Source organism: Pararobbsia alpina, assembly GCF_902859895.1.
GTDB lineage: Bacteria > Pseudomonadota > Gammaproteobacteria > Burkholderiales > Burkholderiaceae > Pararobbsia > Pararobbsia alpina.
Genome location: NZ_CADIKM010000012.1, coordinates 1 through 17,939 on the forward strand (window position 1 = coordinate 1; position 17,939 = coordinate 17,939).

The 17,939-nt window shown below is 61.2% G+C and carries 19 protein-coding genes; 16 read left to right on the forward strand and 3 right to left on the reverse strand.

Annotation, left to right across the window (positions count from 1 at the left end; all coding sequences use genetic code 11):
- Positions 1-1,150: type 1 periplasmic-binding domain-containing protein (locus HV670_RS14195; protein ID WP_175105433.1), on the forward strand; the 1,150-nt coding region annotated here is incomplete at its 5' end.
- Between the two features lie 5 nt (positions 1,151-1,155).
- Here HV670_RS14195 and HV670_RS14200 read toward each other — a convergent pair.
- Positions 1,156-1,794, reverse strand: a complete 639-nt coding sequence (locus HV670_RS14200; RefSeq protein ID WP_175105434.1) for a lytic transglycosylase domain-containing protein — start codon at positions 1,792-1,794, stop codon at positions 1,156-1,158.
- On the opposite strand from HV670_RS14200, the gene HV670_RS14205 reads away from it, so the two are divergent.
- Positions 1,757-1,987: a hypothetical protein gene (locus HV670_RS14205; RefSeq protein WP_175105432.1), complete on the forward strand. Its 231-nt coding sequence runs from the start codon at positions 1,757-1,759 to the stop codon at positions 1,985-1,987. The genes HV670_RS14200 and HV670_RS14205 overlap by 38 nt on opposite strands.
- A gap of 397 nt (positions 1,988-2,384) precedes the next feature.
- Positions 2,385-3,179, forward strand: a complete 795-nt coding sequence (locus HV670_RS14210) for a response regulator (RefSeq protein WP_175105435.1) — start codon at positions 2,385-2,387, stop codon at positions 3,177-3,179.
- Between the two features lie 30 nt (positions 3,180-3,209).
- Here the strand turns inward: HV670_RS14210 and HV670_RS14215 are convergent, their stop codons facing one another.
- Positions 3,210-4,340 carry a histidine kinase gene (locus HV670_RS14215; protein WP_175105436.1) on the reverse strand — a complete coding sequence of 377 codons (1,131 nt, stop codon included), beginning with the start codon at positions 4,338-4,340 and terminating at the stop codon, positions 3,210-3,212.
- Positions 4,341-4,840: 500 nt separating this feature from the next.
- On the opposite strand from HV670_RS14215, the gene HV670_RS14220 reads away from it, so the two are divergent.
- The 13 genes from HV670_RS14220 (at position 4,841) to HV670_RS14280 (ending at position 16,095) form a co-directional block, all read left to right on the forward strand.
- Entirely contained in the window at positions 4,841-5,416 is a 576-nt protein-coding gene (locus tag HV670_RS14220) for an SCO family protein (RefSeq protein ID WP_425511429.1), read from the forward strand.
- 29 nt (positions 5,417-5,445) lie between these two features.
- The gene (locus HV670_RS14225; RefSeq protein WP_175105437.1) at positions 5,446-6,135 is read left to right on the forward strand and encodes a response regulator; all 690 of its coding nucleotides are present in this window, start codon (positions 5,446-5,448) and stop codon (positions 6,133-6,135) included.
- A gap of 157 nt (positions 6,136-6,292) precedes the next feature.
- On the forward strand, positions 6,293-6,754 hold the full coding sequence (gspG, locus tag HV670_RS14230) for a type II secretion system major pseudopilin GspG (protein ID WP_281362399.1): 462 nt from the start codon (positions 6,293-6,295) through the stop codon (positions 6,752-6,754).
- Positions 6,755-6,779: 25 nt separating this feature from the next.
- A complete protein-coding gene (locus tag HV670_RS14235; protein WP_175105439.1) occupies positions 6,780-7,982 on the forward strand; it encodes a type II secretion system F family protein in 1,203 nt (400 codons plus the stop codon).
- Positions 7,983-8,001: 19 nt separating this feature from the next.
- Positions 8,002-9,714: a GspE/PulE family protein gene (locus tag HV670_RS14240; protein WP_175105440.1), complete on the forward strand. Its 1,713-nt coding sequence runs from the start codon at positions 8,002-8,004 to the stop codon at positions 9,712-9,714.
- A complete protein-coding gene (locus HV670_RS14245; protein ID WP_175105441.1) occupies positions 9,695-10,561 on the forward strand; it encodes a hypothetical protein in 867 nt (288 codons plus the stop codon). Before HV670_RS14240 ends, HV670_RS14245 begins: the two co-directional genes overlap by 20 nt.
- Positions 10,558-11,088 (forward strand): PilN domain-containing protein, encoded by a 531-nt coding sequence (locus HV670_RS14250; protein WP_175105442.1) that lies wholly within the window; start codon positions 10,558-10,560, stop codon positions 11,086-11,088. Before HV670_RS14245 ends, HV670_RS14250 begins: the two co-directional genes overlap by 4 nt.
- Positions 11,085-11,651 carry a hypothetical protein gene (locus HV670_RS14255; RefSeq protein WP_175105443.1) on the forward strand — a complete coding sequence of 189 codons (567 nt, stop codon included), beginning with the start codon at positions 11,085-11,087 and terminating at the stop codon, positions 11,649-11,651. Before HV670_RS14250 ends, HV670_RS14255 begins: the two co-directional genes overlap by 4 nt.
- Complete coding sequence (locus HV670_RS14260; protein ID WP_175105444.1) at positions 11,648-12,271, forward strand: hypothetical protein; 624 nt, start codon at positions 11,648-11,650, stop codon at positions 12,269-12,271. The genes HV670_RS14255 and HV670_RS14260 overlap by 4 nt, the downstream gene beginning before the upstream one ends.
- A 1-nt stretch (position 12,272) precedes the next feature.
- Positions 12,273-14,540 carry a type IV pilus secretin PilQ gene (locus tag HV670_RS14265; RefSeq protein WP_175105445.1) on the forward strand — a complete coding sequence of 756 codons (2,268 nt, stop codon included), beginning with the start codon at positions 12,273-12,275 and terminating at the stop codon, positions 14,538-14,540.
- Positions 14,541-14,543: 3 nt separating this feature from the next.
- Positions 14,544-15,089, forward strand: coding sequence for a type II secretion system protein (locus HV670_RS14270; RefSeq protein WP_175105446.1), 546 nt, complete (start codon positions 14,544-14,546; stop codon positions 15,087-15,089).
- Between the two features lie 8 nt (positions 15,090-15,097).
- Positions 15,098-15,487: a type IV pilin protein gene (locus HV670_RS14275; protein WP_175105447.1), complete on the forward strand. Its 390-nt coding sequence runs from the start codon at positions 15,098-15,100 to the stop codon at positions 15,485-15,487.
- A complete protein-coding gene (locus HV670_RS14280; protein ID WP_175105448.1) occupies positions 15,484-16,095 on the forward strand; it encodes a type II secretion system protein in 612 nt (203 codons plus the stop codon). Before HV670_RS14275 ends, HV670_RS14280 begins: the two co-directional genes overlap by 4 nt.
- 34 nt (positions 16,096-16,129) lie before the next feature.
- Here the strand turns inward: HV670_RS14280 and HV670_RS14285 are convergent, their stop codons facing one another.
- Entirely contained in the window at positions 16,130-17,695 is a 1,566-nt protein-coding gene (locus HV670_RS14285) for a methyl-accepting chemotaxis protein (protein WP_175105449.1), read from the reverse strand.
- Positions 17,696-17,939: the final 244 nt, after the last annotated feature.

The window sequence follows — 17,939 nt, forward strand, 5'->3', positions numbered from 1 at the left end:
CAGGCGCCGCGCGCCGGGGGTGACGGATACCGTGCTGCACTTCGCGACGATCATTACCCCGGATGCCGACCCGGTGAAACGGCGCGGCATGCTCGACGTCCTCGAACACTATTTTGCCGACAAGAACGCATCGCCGCTCGGCGCGACGCCGCCGCTACGAAGCTCGCGCAAGATGATGTTCATGGTCAATCGCCGTTGGGAGTTGCACGTATGGGAGCTTCACGGCCCGCCGGCGACCTGGCACGACCAACTCAGGCAACATCTCGCGCAGCAGCCTGTGTTCGCGGTGCTATCGGGACTTGGCGGCCGGAACTGGGCGCCCGTCCACGAGTTCTGCGAGCAGGAAGCTGTGCCATGTCTTTTCCCCAACGTGGATGTACCGGTCGAATCGGAGCGCGACTTTTACTCTCTGTACTTCTCGAAGGGTGTTCTGCTCGAGGCCGACATGATCGCGAAACGGATTATCGATACCCGTGCGGACTCGTCGGCCGGAGTGGTAAAAACGGCGCGACAGATCTATCGCACGGGCGATAGCGGCGAGGCCGGCGCGCAGGCGCTGAGTATCGCGCTCAAGGGGCATGGCATAGCGATATCAAACCACGCGCTGGCGCCAGGCGAGAGTGTCGCCGCCGCAATGCGAAGTGCCCAAGGCGCGGATGTACTGGTGCTGTGGTTGCGTCCGGCGGACATCGCCGCCATGGGCGACAAGCCCCCTGTGTCGACGAAGGTTTTTGTATCTGGACTGATGGGTGGCCTCGACCGCACGCCGCTACCGGCGAACTGGCGAGGGACGGCGCGTCTTGCTTATCCGGTCGACCTACCGGAGAAGCGACGCGTGCGCGTCGACTATGCGTTCGGATGGTTCGCGATCCGGCAGATTCCGATCGTCGACGAGCGCGTGCAGGCGGACACCTATCTTGCTTGCGGACTTCTCGCGGAGACGCTCAGTCACATGGTCGATGCCTTCGTCAGGGACTATCTCGTCGAGCGCATCGACGACATGCTCGAACACCGGATACTCACTGGCTACTATCCACGGCTGACGCTGGCGCCTGGTCAGCGATATGCATCGAAGGGCGGCTATATGGTCCGATTTGCACAACCCGATGGCATGAGGCTCGTTGCCGACGGCGAATGGATCGTGCCATAGACACCTCATCCTGACTGCTGGCTCAGCAATCGATGATAGAGATCGAGTACGCGTGGCACGTACTGGCGCGTCTCGGGTACGGGCGGAATGCGATAGCCGGCGCGAATCACGGCATTTTCTCCGGCGTTGTAGGCGGCTAGAGCGAGTTCCATATCATCCTTGAACAGGTCAAGCAGGAAGCGCAGATAGCGGGCGCCCGCCAGTACGTTGTCGCGCGGATTGAACATGTCGCCGTCTGAAAAGCGCCGCGCTGTCTCCGGCATCAGTTGCATGAGCCCAAGTGCCCCTTTGACGGATACCGCGTTGGGGTTGTAGCGCGATTCGATGTCGATCACAGCGCGCAATAGCTCAGGCTGCAGGCGAACGGTGCGGCTTGCTTCGTTGATCACATCCGCAAAGCGGGTGATATCGGTACGCGTTGAGAGCGCGACTTTCGCACGTTTGGCCGCAAGCGGGGCGGACGGATCGCCGGCCACGATGACGGCTAGTCCGGCTTTTCCAGGCGTGTTTGTCAGAACGATCGCGCCCTTGCTATCGACCGCGCCGAATATGTCCGCATGCACGATTCCAGCCGACGCCATCCCAAGGGTTATTAAGACAACCCGCATGGCGTTTATCGACAGCAAGGAAGGGCGTCGGCGCATGGGAAATTTCACTCCGCCTCGTCATTGTGAAGCGCAGAAAAGGACCGCTGCAATGGGGCACCTTCCTACTTTTCAATGGGCTACACAGGTGCTTTCATACTCCGTACAAAAGAGTTACATTCGTAATAAAGTAAAACGAAATGTCGATTTCGCCACCATTGAAACTGCAATCAGCGAAAGGGAGAAATCCTAAAAGAAGACGGTTTTCGCAATGATATTGATTCGCATTATTAGCAATCCGGATCTTGGCCGTCGATTTTCATTTTTGAAACGTTTTACCCCTGATTTCTTTATTTCCGTTTGTTTCGCGGAGTGCATTCGCATGCCGAAACGATCTTCGCGATGATGGCCTGATCCCTTGCCAGATGGGCTCACAGCGCGAGGATCAACTAAATGTATCAGCGTCAGCGCCAATTTTAGGATTAGAAAGAGTAAGAAACTCTTTAAAAGGGAATTGAAAGAATTAATTAAAAGAAAACTGAAAGCTAAATGAAAGACGTAGTGCGAGAAATTAGAAACAAAGGGCGTGTGAAACGTTCTGCGACGGCTGGTATCTATCCAGCCCCCCATCCGAACGAGGAGTGGCGATCGTGAATGTCAAATATCGCGTGTTGATTGCCGAGGATCATGATTTGCTGCGCAATGGTTTGTGTTCGATGCTCGCCGCACAAGGCGAGTTTGATGTCATTGGCGAGGCGCGAGATGGCAAGGAGGCTTGTCGGATCGCAATGACACTCGCTCCCGATCTGATCCTGATGGATCTGTCCATGCGCGGGATGAATGGAATCGATGCAAGCGCAGCCATCAAACGCCGCTCTCCGCCCGTTCGCATCGTGGCTCTGACCGTTCACCAGAACGAAGAGTATGTGCGCGAGGCGCTACGGGCAGGCGTCGATGGCTATGTGCTGAAAGACGTCTCGTTCGACGAACTGCTCGTTGCCATGCGATCCGTCATGCAGGGTAAGAAACATCTGAGTGCCAACATATACGGCTATATGGTCGACTCGTTCATCACAGGGCGCGAGGCGGCGGTACCCAAAAAGGCGTGGGACATCCTGACAGCTCGCGAGCGCAGCGTGCTCAAGCTGATTGCGGAAGGGCGGACCAACCGGCAGGTCGGGCAGTATCTGAATCTCAGTCCGAAGACGATCGAAAAGTACCGCGCCAGCGTGATGCACAAGCTCGCCATCGAGAATCTGACCGAGCTGGTGCTGGTGGCGATCAGCATGGGCTTGCTGACGTCACTGGCTTCGAAGTGCGCCGAGCCGGATGCAGACGAAAGGTATGCGCGTGTGCCGTTGGAGCACCTGGAACCGCCGACGTCCGAGCCCGGCCAAAGTCCTGCGTCGCCAATCTCCCGGCTGAGCGGAACGGCGGCGGGTTAAGCGATCACGCGTGGCCGCTGGATGGGTGCTTCACAGCACCCAACTCGCAGACACGACTGTTCCGCTGACTCCGGAAGAGTGGACAGAGAGAAGACCACCTTGCGATTCGACGCGCTGTTGCATGCCAACCAGACCGAGACCTGCCAGACTCATTTCGTCCGGCGGGAGTGGCCGCGTATCGTATCCGATGCCGTTATCCTGAATCGTCAGCAGCAGACTGGCATGGGTGCGCTGAAAGTCGAGTCTGACTTCGCTCGCTTGTGCATGCTTGACCGTGTTATTGAGCGCTTCCTGCGCCACCCGGAAGATGTCGGCTTTGAGATGCTCCGGCACGTCACGGTCGTCGACATCGAAATGGAAGGTCACGACGAGTTTTTCAGCGCTGCGCTCGACGCGCCGGCAGAGCGTGCTCAGCGCCGCAGGCAAACCTAGCCGCTCCAGTGCAAGTGGACGCAGTTCGTCGCAGATCTGCCGCATTTCTCCGATCGTGTCACGGATCTGCAGCACCGTGGCATCGAGCTGCTGCTCAACGTCCTCGGTTTTTCCGCGGCCCAGACGCATTCGCGCATCCTCGACCATCAGCTTGATCAGCGTCAGTGCTTGCCCTAGTCCGTCGTGCAAATCCGCTGCGAGGCGCTGGCGTTCTATTTGCTGACCCATCATCAGGTACGTGAGCCGATCGCGTGCGTCTGCACCGGCAACGGTGCTCCCGTTTGCAGGCGCGTCTGATTCAAGCGGTTCTTCGAAAAGCGTGAGTTGGGCACGGTCTTTCTCATGTTCCGCTGCGATCCGCTGCTGGTGCAGCGTGAGGCGCAGCGGCCGACCGGCCCGCCCCATCAGCATCGTGCTGAAAGAACGAAACTCGCTGGCGCTTTCCACGGACAACTGCATACCCAGGGCAACTCGATTGGCCTCGGGTGCCAAGGCCAGCAATTGCCGGCCTACCAGCTCACCACTGGCGTAGCCGAGCAGCGTCGCCGCGCTCCGGTTAACCGACAGAAACGATCCATCCGGGGAAACAATCGCCAACGCCGCGCCACGCGCATCGGGAACGCAGCCTGTTTGCGGTTCGTCAAGCCGGACCGCGATGCCCAACTTGCGCATCGCCTCGGTCAGATCACGCAGCTTCAGCTGCCGTCGCTCGGGCTGAGAGGCATCCATGGGACCTCCGGGCGAGTTGGCTCAAGCAGGCCTCAAGCCATTGGTCAATTGTAAGCCGCTGGAGCGGTCCGCGGCAACGGGGCATATACGGGCTGTGAGGGAGGTAGATCCTGGGTGTTGCCTGGCGGAGCTTCCCTCGGGTGGACATACCCTACCGCTGTTTGGGGGGCTTCATCCAATGACGCATCACGCCAGATTCATGAGACTGAGCTGACAGGCAGGAGGCATGCGACGACGCTCCTCCGGACGCGCTCTGTCCTTACTTCACGATTCTGGAGGTCGCAATGAAGATCACTCGCAGATTGATGGTCGGTGCCCTCTTGCTGGCAGGGGCAGGGGCAGGACCGGCCGGCGCCGAAACGGCAAGTGCGACGGACGCGGATGCGACTGGCAGCGCAGCAATGGAGGCGCACCATCACGACAAGATGGCGGGCATGCAGCCGGCAGCCGCCGGAGAGCCGGCCGACGACACCGCAATGGAAGCGCCCCAACATGCGACGATGGCCGCCATGCAGACTGAGCCCGCACCATCCGCCACCGAGGATGTCGCGATGCCTGCGCACCATCACGACATGACGGCGGGCACGATGCGTTCGACGGTGGACTACCCGCTTCCGCCGGTAACGTTGATCCGGGACGACGGCACGGAGGTCTCGCTTGTCGACGAGTTGAACGACGGTCGCCCAGTCGTTCTGACCTTTATCTATACGACGTGCACGACCATCTGCCCGATGATCAGCCAGACGTTCGAGGAACTTCAGGACAAGCTCGGCGGCGATCGAGACAGGGTGCATATGGTCTCAATCTCGATCGACCCCGAGCAGGACACGCCCGCCCGCTTGAGAGCGTACGCCGCGAGGTTCGATGCAGGCCCCGAGTGGCAGTACTACACCGGCACGGTCGAAGCCAGCATCGCCGCACAACGCGCGTTCAACGTCTATCGCGGCGACAAGATGAATCACACGGCGGTTGCGTTTTTCCGCTCCGCGCCGGGCAAGCCGTGGCTGCGCATCGACGGTCTCGCGACGCCCGCGGAACTGCTTGATGCCTATCACGAAGTGGTCGCATCGAACTAGTCGCGGGCGTTCCGGCGAGGAGCGAAAAATTGGAGAAGAAGCACCGTGTGCTCGTTGCCGAAGACCAGCATCTTCTGCGCAGCGGGCTCTGCAACATGGTTGCGTCCCTGCACGACTACACGATTTCCGGCGAGGCGAAGGACGGACTCGAGGTATGCCGCCTCGCCACGGCGCTGATGCCGGACCTGATACTGATGGATCTCTCGATGCCGGGCAGAAGCGGCATCGAGGCGATTGCTGTCATCAAACGGAATACGCCGCAGATCCGTATCATCGTCCTGACCATTCACTGCAGCGACCAGTACGTGAACGAGTCGCTCGCAGCGGGTGCGGACGGCTATGTCATCAAGGACGCGTCGTTCGACGAACTCGTCAGCGAGATGCGTCTTGTGATGCAAGGCAAAAGAAACGGCGCCTTCGATGGCAACCGCCACCGCAGCCACTCGCTGGACCTGCTCCCCGACCTCCCGCACCACACGCAGATCTGGAACACCTTGACCGGCCGCGAACGCACGGTGCTGCGGCTCGTCGCTGAAGGCCGCACGAATCGCCAGGTCGGTGAGCACCTGAGGCTCAGTCCAAAAACGATAGAAAAACACCGCTCGAACCTGATGCGCAAACTGGGCGTCACGAACGTGACCGGGCTCGTACGCCTGGCGGTCGACATGGGTGTGCTCGCGCTGCCGGACACAGCTGACCCATTGAACCGCCTTCCTTGAACGACCTCGTAACTGGGGGGGATCTACCCATCCCTTTGGACGGGTCTCCCTACTTATTGCCGTTGTCGACCTGAACAAGAATGCATCAAACGGCTTCGATCACACGGAGCCCTGAGTCGATAGACGGGGAGAAGACGTGCGCAACGAAGTGTCCTCGATCAGCTCTCTTGCCCGCGAGCGTACGAAGCGCACGGGGTCGGCTCGACACCGCCTTCGCCGCGATGCTGGGTTCACGCTGCTCGAACTGCTCGTGGTCATGGTCATCATCGGCCTGCTCGCCGGACTCGTCGCACCGAGATACTTCGAGCAGGTCGGCAAGTCGAACACGAAAATCGCGCGTGCGCAGATCGACTCGTTGAGCAAGGCGCTCGACCAGTACCGGCTCGATATGGGCGCGTATCCAACCACAGAGGAAAGTCTGCAGGCCCTGATGACCAAGCCGCAGGACGCGTCGCGCTGGAGCGGCCCGTATCTGCAGAAGGCGGTGCCGCCGGACCCGTGGAATCGACCGTATCAGTATCGCTCGCCCGGCGAGCACAGTGACTACGATCTGTACTCGCTCGGCAAGGATGGTCAGGTGGGTGGCACGGGTGAGAACACGGATGTCACGTCCTGGTAGTGCGCTGGCGTCAAGGAGAATCGATGTGAAGTACCTGGTGCGCGTCTTCGATATCAGCGGTGCGGTTCAAACGCTACGCGTCGACTGCGATTCTTCTGCAACGGCGACGGCGCTTGCGCGCGCCAGAGGACTTCGTGTGGTGTCGGTTCGCCCCGCTGGGCGCCAGCGGCGCCGCCATCTGAGCTGGGCCGCGATGCCCGCAGCGAGGTTCAACGTCGAGCTGTTCGCGCGTGAACTGGCCGCGCTGCTGGAGGCCGGCGTCGGCGTGGTCGACGCATTGCGTACGCTCGGAGGCAACGATCGCCGCGAATCATCGGCATGGGTCTATCGCGATCTGTTGCGGCATCTTGAAGAGGGCCGGTCGCTGTCGTCGGCGCTCGAGCAGGCGAGCCACGTATTTCCGCCGGTGCTGGTCGCGTGCGTCAAAGCCAGTGAGCAGACCGGCGGCCTCGCCGACAGCCTGACGCGCTATTCACGCAACAGCGCGTTGCTTCACGAACTCCGCTCACGCGTGGTGTCGGCCGCAATCTATCCTTCCGTGCTGCTGCTCGTGGGCGCAGCCGTTGTACTGTTCCTGCTGGGCTTCGTCGTGCCACGGTTTGCGACCTTACTCGAACACAGTGGTCGCGAGCTGCCCCTATTGTCGAAAATGCTGATCCTGTGGGGCGGCATGGTGCATGCCCACGGGACGGAACTCACTGTCAGCCTCGCCGTGCTGGTGGTGACGACCGCTATCGCGCTGCGCCGGCCCACGGTGCGGAACTGGATCGCGGACCGTCTGCTCGCGTTGCCAGGCATCGGTCAGCACTTTCGAGTCTTTCGGCAGTCGCAGTTCTTCCGCACGACGGCGATGCTGGTCGATGGAGGCATTCCCGCCGTTCGCGCTTTTGATCTTGCTCGCGAGCTGGTCGGCCGTGCCGATCAGGCTGCAGTCACATCGGCCATGCAACAGGTGCGCAATGGAACAAAGATGTCCGATGCGTTCCAGCAGACCGGCCTTGCCAACGCGATCACCTATCGCCTGCTCACGGTCGCAGAGAAGACGGGCGGACTCGGTCCCGTCCTCGACCGTATCGCAGCGTTTCAGGAAGCGCAGGTGTCGCGCACGATCGATCTGATTTCGCGACTCATCGAGCCCGCGATGATGATTTTCATCGGCGTGGTGATCGGCGGCATTGTCGTGTTGATGTATATGCCGATCTTCGAAATTGCATCGAGCATCGAGTAGTGAGGCGTTGGGGAATTGCATGGACACAATTAGCGCGATACCGGAAAGTCCAAGCGTCGAGCTGCGCGACGTGCTGCGCGCGCTTGGCGAACGGCATGGCTCAGGTATTCGCGCGCTGGAGGAATTGGCGGCGCAGGTCTCGTTGGATGCGAACGAGCTGGTCGCACGACTCGCCGTGCAGTTCCGCATGAAATCGATCGGCATGCAAGAGTTGAACCGGCTCGAAGCCGACTTCGACGTGCTTCCGTTCGTCGAAGCAACCACGCGGCTGTGCGCATGCTTTCATCAACCGGATGCAGACGGCGGATTGCTGTTCGTCATTGCGGATCCTCTCGACGTTCGCACGCGCGGCGCGGTCGAGCACCGGATGCGGTCGCGGCCGACCATACCGTATAGCTGGGCACTCGCGAGCGTCGGAGATCTCACTGCGTGGTTGGCGGTGCGCGAGAAAGACGTGCGGGCGATGGATTCGCTCGCGTTCGACGATCCCGTTCAGCATGCAGCGGACCCCTCTTCTCTCGCGCTGACGCTGCAGGGCATCAGCAGCGACGACAGCCCCGTGGTGCGGTTGCTCAATTCCACGATCTACGATGCGCTGAAGATGATGGCGAGCGACATTCACCTCGAATGCCGGGCGAACGGATTGATGATCAAGTGCCGCGTGGATGGCGTGCTGACCGTCGTGGGCCGCGCGGAAGGCCGCGACGTCGCAGACCAGGTGCTGTCGCGCGTGAAGGTCATTTCCGAACTCGATATCGCGGAGCGCCGCGTACCGCAGGATGGTCGCTTCAAGGCGGTGTACGCGGGCCGGGAGATCGACTTTCGCGTCTCTATCATGCCGAACCAGTTCGGCGAAGATGCGGTGCTGCGGATCCTCGATCGCTATCAGTTGTCGCAGGCCTCTGGCGGGTTGACGCTCGAGGCACTCGGTTTTCAGCACGACGATACCCGTTTCATGCGCTCGGTCGCATCGATGCCCTACGGGATGTTGCTGGTGACGGGGCCAACCGGCAGCGGCAAGACGACCACACTCTACGCCATCCTCACCGAGATCAACGACGGCCTCGAAAAAATCGTGACGATCGAGGACCCTGTCGAATACCAGTTGGGCGACATTCTGCAGATCCCTGTGAACGAAGCGAAGGGGCTTACGTTTGCCCGTGGGCTTCGATCCATCCTGCGGCACGACCCCGACAAAATCATGGTCGGCGAAATCCGCGATCCGGAAACCGCGCAAATTGCCGTTCAGGCCGCGCTGACAGGGCATCAGGTGTTCACGACCGTGCACGCGAACAACGTGTTCGACGTGATCGGCCGCTTCACGAATATGGAGGTCGATCCATACAGCTTTGTGTCTGCACTGAACGGAGTGATCGCGCAGCGGCTGGTGCGGCAGTGCTGTGTGGATTGCGTGATCGACGAACCCGTGGAGGCCGACGCTCTGGTCCGTTCCGGCATTGATCCCGACACAGCGGGCCGCTACCAATTTCGGCGTGGCGCCGGCTGCGCGGCATGCCGTGGCAGTGGATATCGCGGGCGGCGCGCGATCGCAGAAGCGCTGCGAATGAACGACGAACTGAGACAACTGCTTTCGGAGCGCGCGCCTCTCGGACATATCAAGGCAGCGGCGATGCGCTATGGCATGCAGACGCTGCGCGCCGCCGCACTGACGCTCGTGATGCGCGGCGAAACGACACTCGAGGAGATCAACCGTGTCACAATGGTTGAATAGTCCACTGGCGATCGGTGTCGGCACGCGTGAGCTGGTGATCGGCGCGACGACACCTCGATGGATGCGCCAGCGCAAGCTTCCAGCGCCTGCTGAGCCGCTGAGCGTCGTGATACCCGAAGCGCAGTGCTTCACGGAAGCCGGGTTGCTCGACGCGCTCAAGCTGGCTTTAGCCGGGTTCCCTGTCGACCCGGGGCACAAGCGTGCTCCAAAGCAACATGCATGCATCGTCCTGGACGATTTCTGGGCCAGTCACGCGATCCTGCGCGGTGACTTTCGCACGCTGCACGCGCCCGAAATCGAAGAAGTGGTGCTCGCGCACCTGAACGACATTTATGGAATCGAAGCGGGTTCGGTGCTGGTGCGTTTCTCGGTGCAGCGCGACGGCCGGGCAGTCTTCGCCAGTGCGATGTCCCGCACGCTGCATGAGGGCATCCACGACGCGAGCGCAGAGGCGAGGACCCGCATCCGGGGTCTAAGGCTGTGCCTCCCGGAAATGCTGAATCGTGCGAACAGCACGATCGGCGAGGGCGCGGCAATGTTGCTGTTCATCGCGGACACGCTGATGCAGGCGGTGCTGCTCGAACAGAACTGCTGGGTCGCATACGACGCGCAGCGTCTCTTCCACGGCGACACGAGCGATCCGGCGATCATCGCGGCGCGGGCCGAGCAAGCCTTCGAGCGTCTTGCGAGTCGAACCTCCGGGAAACGCGAGGACTGCGGAATCTATCTGTACGGCATCGAGATCGACCCCGCGCCGTTCGAAGGACGTTTTTCGACAACGGTGCGGCCAGCTCAGCCGACGCATGAACGCTCGGATGCCCACCGGCTCATGAAGGTGGCGCAGTGACGCCGCGTCTCGACATCGATTTCAGCCGAAGCCGTCCGCGCGCGGCGCCTGCCGGCGTGCTGCTTCTTTGCGCTGCCATGGTGTTGTTGGTCGCAAGCGGTGAGCGGCTCTGGGAGGCGTACGACGAGAACGACCGTGTGCAAGCCGAACAGGAGAGGCAATTGCAGCGGATGCACGCGAAATCGCATCGTGCGGCGACGCCGCAGACACCCGCGGCGAAGCTCGCGGAGAGTCAAAGTCTGGCGGTTCTGCGCGAGCTGACCGTGCCGTGGCAGGACCTGTTGTCGATCGTCGAGGACTATCCCGATCACGATGTCGCACTCATCGGCATCGATCAGAATCCTTCCCAAAGCCAGATTCGCATCACCGCGGAGGCGAAATCCTTCGACGCGATGATCGCTTACCTGAGGTATCTGCAGTCCAGCGAGCTGCTGCGCGAAGCCGTGCTCAACGAACATCTGATCGAGACCAATGTGCCCGGCACGCCGGTGCGCTTCCAGATCACTGCCGTCTGGAGCAAATCATGACCCGTGCCCAGATGCATGACCGGTGGCTCACGCTGCGTTTCGAACTGCGACGCTTGCTGGGTTTGCCGGGGCTGCTTGGCGCCCTGTTGCTGGCCGCGGCCGTTGTCATCTCGGTCGCCGCTCCACGCGTTGAATCGGGCGCGCAGGAAGGGGTGAGTTCAACTGCGCCGACGCGAACCGCCAGTGCGCGTCCTGCGGCGCCCGAACCGTCACCGGCTGTCGAAAAAGTCGCGCTCAATACCTTGCCTGACCTCTTTCCGACGTTCTCGCAAAGCGCGGACGATATCGCAACGATTCTCGCCCAGGCCCACGACAGCAATCTGACGCTCGGTTCGGCAGAGTATCTCGTGACCAACGATTCCAGTGCTCACTTCGTTCGCTACCAGATGCTGCTGCCGGTCAAGGATCAGTACGGGGCGATTCGACGCTTTCTTGCCTTGGTCCTCAATCACGTACCGAATGCGGCTTTACGCGAGATTCATGTCGAGCGTCCGGCAGTGGAGGGGAATGTGCTCGATGCGCGTGTTCGCTTCGAACTGATCTATCGGGTAAGCCGGCCATGAAGTCCTCTTTGGTCAAGTTCGCGCTCCTTGGGGTCTGCGTAATCGTCGCCGCGGGGCTGGGCGTTCGCGAGCGGATGGCTGGATTGCAGACGCCGCTCCCGATTGCGGCATCCCATAGTCCGTATCGTGCCGATGCGCACCCTCGGACGGTTGCGGTGCATCGCGAGACACCGCCGCATGCGCACGCGAGCGCTTCGCATGGCGCAAGCGCCGCGAGCGGGGCAATCGGAGCCAGTGCAGGGAAGAGCACACCGACCCCGCGCGAGAGGCTTGTCGCGCTCCGTGCGCCACTATCGTTGGAGTCAGCAAACAATCCGTTTGCGGCATCGTCATGGCTGCCGCCTCCGCCTCCACCCGTCGAGGTGCCGACGGCCCCACCAGAGAGCGCGGCGCCGCCCACTGCGCCACCCGTGCCATTTACCTTTCTGGGTGAACAGAACGCGAAAACAGCCACGCCAAAAGTATTCCTCAGCAGCGGGGACCAGTTGTTGATCGTTTCACCGGGTGAGGTGATCAACGGTCAGTATCGTGTCGACTCGATCTCGGATACCGACGTCTTGCTGACCTATTTGCCGCTCAATGTGAAGCAGGTGATTTCCATGCAAAGCGAAGGAAAATAAGATGAAAGGCGCACGCATCCGGGATGCAGGCCGCGACAGGGACCGTGGCCCATCGAAACGCCTGTCGCTGGAGTTTCGGTCCCGTTATGATCCACCTGCTGTCGGCTGGACTACCCGAAAGCGCGCGCTGCTGGCAATCGCCGTCGTGCTCGCCTTGAGCGGCTGCATGGTCCCTCCGACCCGATACGACGATCGGACCAATGCCGAGTTGCAGCTGAACAATCTGCGCGACCGCAATGAACAGGTCGATGCGCTGCTCGACCAGGCTGACGCGCTAAGACTCAACTCCCAGTTCGACGCGGCGGTCCAGAAGCTCTACGCGGCGAGCGCGATCGACCCGACCAGCGAACGCGGACGCAAGATCGGCGCTGCGCTCGATCAGGACCGCCGCGATCTTGCGGCTCTGCAGGAAGCGGACCGCATGATGCAACGCGGCTCGTACGCGCTTGCGTCGGAACGCGTCCATCGGGTGCTCACGCAGAATCCGACCAACGCGATGGCGTTGCGGATGCTGCAGGAACTCGACGACAAGCGCCGGCAGCAACGCGAGGCGAAAGAAGAAAGCATTGCCGCGTCGTCGATCATGCGCACGCCGGTGACGCTGCAGTTTCGCGATGCGAATGTCCGCATGGTGTTCGAGGCGCTGTCGCGAACGTCGGGCCTGAACGTCATCTTCGACCGAGACGTTCGTGCCGATCTGAAGACGACGATCTTCGTGACGAACGCATCGTTGCAGGACACAGTCGACATGATCCTGATGCAGAACCAGCTCGACAAAAAGCAGCTCAACGCGAACACGCTCTTCATCTATCCGGCGACCGCGGCCAAGGAGCTCGAATATCAGGAGCTCAAGGTGCGCACATTCCAGTTGTCGAACATCGACGCGAAGCAGGCCCAGTCGCTGCTGAAGAGCCTCCTGAAGATCAAGGAAGTCGTGATCGACGAGCATGCGAATACCGTGACGATCCGCGGCACGCCGGATACGGTGCGTGTTGCCGAACAAATGATCGCGGCGCAGGACCTGCCGGAACCGGAAGTGATGCTCGAGGTGGAGGTACTCGAGGTGTCGCATGAACGGTTAGCTGATCTCGGTATCGAGTGGCCGAATTCATTCACGATGTCGACACCCGCGACGGCAAACACCTGGGGGGAGTTGCATCATCTGCCGATCAACGCGCTGAATGTAAGTGGTCTGTCGGCGACGGCCAACTTCAGGCTGAGCGATACCGATGCGAACCTGCTGGCCAGCCCACGCATCCGTGCGCGCAACAAGGAGAAGGCGCGCATATTGATCGGCGACAAGGTGCCGGTGATTTCGAGTTCGAGCACGCCAAGCACGAGCGGCCCATCGTTCACACAGATGATCCAGTACATCGACGTCGGTATCAAACTCGAAGTCGAGCCGCAGGTCTACCGCGATGGGGATGTCGGTATCAAGCTCAACCTCGAAGTCAGCAACATCACGAAAACCATTCAAAGTGGCGACTCGCAGACGGGTCTCACCTCGCTCGCTTATCAGATCGGCACGCGCAGCGCATCGACAAGCCTGCGGCTAAGAGATGGCGAGAGCCAGATACTCGGTGGCCTGATTTCGGATCAGGACCGCACAACGGCCGACAAGGTGCCGGGGCTGGGGCAACTGCCGGTGCTCGGCCGCCTGTTCTCGGATCACAACGGCGATCATGTGAAGACGGAGATCGTGCTCCAGATCACGCCGCACATCGTGCGGCCTCAGCTTTCCGCCGACGCGGACACGCAGGAATTGTGGTCGGGCACCGACATGAACGTCCACGCCGACCAGCTGCGGCTCGATCCGGTGAGCGCCGACACCGCACAACCGGCACCCGTTCCGGCCGTGCGCACGCCTGGCAATGTCGGTGGTGGAAGAGTGGGTGGGGCGGCCGAGCCGCATTCAGACGCCCCCGCTCGAGGTACGACGGCACCGTCGACCAGTTCGTTCGGGCAATTGCCCCCGGCCCAGCGTACGACACCGCCGCCCGCGCCGTACGGAGGCCGATACTCGACGGTGCCGGCCGCTCCCGCGGCGCCGCCCGCGGCTGTGCCCGTCCCGGGCGCGGAGCAAAACGGAGCTGAGGGCGCACCTGCCGGCGAAGCCAATGTGGCGCCCGCGCCTGCGCAAGCGCCCGCGTTGCCGCAGGCGCCGCCTCCGCAGGCCCCTGCACCCGTGGCGTCGCCGCCGACCCTCGTGATGCCGCCAGGCGACATTCCAAACGACAACCCATTACGTTCGATCCAGAACGGCTACTGAGTCATGCGTACCCCACCAGACGCCGACCGTTCGCGTTGCCGCGTGCGACCCGATCAACGTGGTTTCACGCTGATCGAACTCGTCATTACGCTTGCGCTAGTGGGTATTCTCGCTCTCGCGATGATGCCGTTTTCAGAATTGATCGTGCAGCGTCAGAAGGAACAACAATTGAGCGCGGCCTTGCGGGAGATCCGGACCGCACTCGACGCCTACAAGGAAGCAAGCGACACGGGCCTCGTAGAAAGGGAGGCGGACGCGTCCGGTTATCCGCCGTCACTCGCCGTGCTCGTCACGGGTGTGAAGAACGCGAAGGATCCGAAAGGCGGTCTGCTGATGTTTCTTCGCCGCGTGCCCCGCGATCCGTTCTTCTCCGGGGAACCCCAGATTGTCCCCGAAGACACATGGAACGTGCGCGCATTCGGTCAGCCTCCGGATGAGCTCGGCGCCAGCGAGTCATCTGACAATTCCCGCGCCGGCAAGGATGTGTTCGACGTGTCGTCGAAAACCGATCGCGTCGGTATCAACGGCATTCCCTACAGCCAGTGGTGACCCGCATCATGAACTCCCGCACTGTGCTCAGAATCCGCGGCTTCACGCTGATCGAACTGGTCGTCGTGATGGCGATCATCGGACTGTTGCTGACGATTGCGCTGCCTCGGTATATGCACAGTATCGATCGCGGCAAGGAACAGGTTCGGCAGCAGAACGTCGCGGTGATGCGCGATGCCATCGACAAGTACTACGGCGATAACGCCCAGTACCCGGAGACGCTCGATGAACTGGTCACGAAGCACTATCTGCGCGCGATCCCTGTCGACCCCGTCAATGGCGACGACAAATGGACGGTGATTGCGTCGCCGGACGAAAGCAAAGCGGGTGTGTATGACATCGCGCCGGCCAGCAGCCCGGAGGGCTCGTCGCGAGACCAGGCAGGAGCGGGGCAATGAACGTTGCAGGCCGCACAAGTCATGCTGGTCAGCGACCCCGTTCATCGACGACGCGCGAGGACGGGCTTGTCATGCTGGCGCTCCTGATTGCGTTGATGCTCGTGTCGATTGCGCTTTTGGGCGCGCTCGACGTCTGGTCACTCGAACGACAACGTGAACGCGAGCGGCAACTGTTGTTCGCCGGCGATCAATACCGTCTCGCGATCCTTCGCTACTACCGCGCGGGTCGCGTTCTCCCAGCGTCGATCGACGATCTGCTGAACGACACACGCTTTCCGATGCCGATGCATCATCTGCGCCGCGCGTGGGTTGATCCGGTCACCGGGCAAAACGACTGGGTTCTCATGAGGCAGGGCGATCGCATCTATGGCGTGTATAGCAGTTCAACTGCGGCGCCGATCAAGCTGGCCGGATTTCCGCGGCAATATGAGGATTTTGATAAGCAGCCGACATACGGTGGCTGGCGTTTCTTTTACTTGCCGCCCGTCGTGAAGAATTACGTGAACTCCGATCCTTCGGCCACGCCCGCGAAACCGGCAACCACTTTCAACCCGATGAATAGTCAATTGCCCAGTTTCTCAGGGAGTGGTCTGGGCGGCTCGCGATGAGACGCGGTGCCGCGCGTCGGTCTTGCGCTACTGATCAACCGGCAGTTTCGCGGCCATCGTTCAGCCTGAACATCGAAACAGAGGCTTTCAGATCGTTCGCCTGTGACTTGAGCGAGCTGGCGGCGGCGGCCGCCTGTTCGACCAGCGCCGCGTTCTGCTGCGTGACTTCGTCCATCTGCGTGACGGCCTGGTTGACCTGGCGGATGCCCTTGCTCTGTTCCCGCGAGGCGGTGGTGATCTCACCCATGATGTCGGTCACGCGTCGGATCTCGTGGGTGATCTCATGCATCTTTGCACCCGCTTCCCGGACATGGCCGGCGCCCGCATGCACCCGCTGCACGGAATCGTGGATCAGTTCCTTGATTTCCCTGGACGCCGCCGAGGAGCGCTGTGCCAGCGAACGTACTTCCGAAGCCACCACCGCAAACCCTCGCCCCTGCTCGCCCGCCCGCGCTGCTTCGACGGCAGCGTTCAATGCGAGGATGTTGGTCTGGAAGGCGATGCCCTCGATGATGCCGACAATATTGGCGATCTTGTCCGAGCTGGCGTTGATGCCCTCCATGGTTTCGACCACGCGTGACACAACGGCTCCACCCTGTTCCGCCACCTGGGCGGCTTGGGCCGCAAGCTGGTCGGCCTGGCTGGCATTGTGGGCATTCTGGGTGACCGTAGAGGTCAGTTGCTCCATGCTCGACGCTGTTTCCTCGAGCGAGGCGGCCTGCTCTTCGGTGCGCTGTGAGAGGTCTTGGTTGCCCGCGGCAATCTGATGCGTGGCGGTCGCGATCGAGTCGGCCGATAGTTTGATCGTGCCGATCGTTTGCGTGAGCTGCTCCTGCATGCGCTTCATTGAAAACAGCAGGCTCGAGCGGTCGTCTGGTGCCGTCTTCACCACGGCAGTCAGATCGTTGCTGGCAATCTGGTTGGCAATCTCGGCAGCATAGGACGGCTCGCCGCCCAGCGAACGGAAGATGCCCCGGTTGAGCAGCCCGGCGATGACCGACAGGGCGCCAGCCAGTACCACCAGAATTCCGAGGCTCTGGTACAGAGTCGAGCGGAATGCCGCATTGATGTCGTCGACGTAAATCCCCGTCTGGAGGATCCAGTCCCACGGCTGATAGGCCACGCTGTAGGAGATTTTGGGAGTGGATTCTGTCGCACCGGGCTTCGGAAACGCATACGAGATAAAGCCCTGACCGTCGCGCTTGATGAGATCGACCGTGTCTTTGTAGAGGCGAACACCGTTCGAATCGGTGAAGTCGCTCACGTTCCTGCCATTCAGCTCCGGACGCGTGGGATGCATCAGGATCGTCGGCGAAGAATTGAAGATCGTGAAGTAACCGTATTCGCCGTACCGCATTTTCCGGATGCTGTCCATCGCCCGTTTTTGGGCTTCCGCTTCGGCCATGGACCCGGCGGCTACCTGGTCGCCGAAGGTCTTGACGACAATGAGTGCGATCTCCGACGCGTGTTTCAGGTCCGCCTTGCGCTCGTCCAGACGCATACCTCGAGTCTGGTAAGCGCTATTGATCGATATTCCGGCGAGACACAGCAGGCTCAGGACCAGTGGTAGCCAAAGCTTCTGGACGAAAGACAGTTTCATTAGTTTGCGAGCTTTTTAGATTGAGTAACCAGCAGGCGACATCCTTACCCGTTACATTTTTTTCGTGGCCGGTTTGAGCCACTTTGGTCCGATAGGGAGCCTGTCATGTATTTATTGGCGGACTTGACCATCCGTCTCAGTTTGCAAAGCGTTCCACGCCCATTTTTGAATTCGACGCGCCCCCCTCGCGACAGACCGGGCTTGATACGCGACGTACGGCGGAACAAGTCTGTCGAGCACTCCG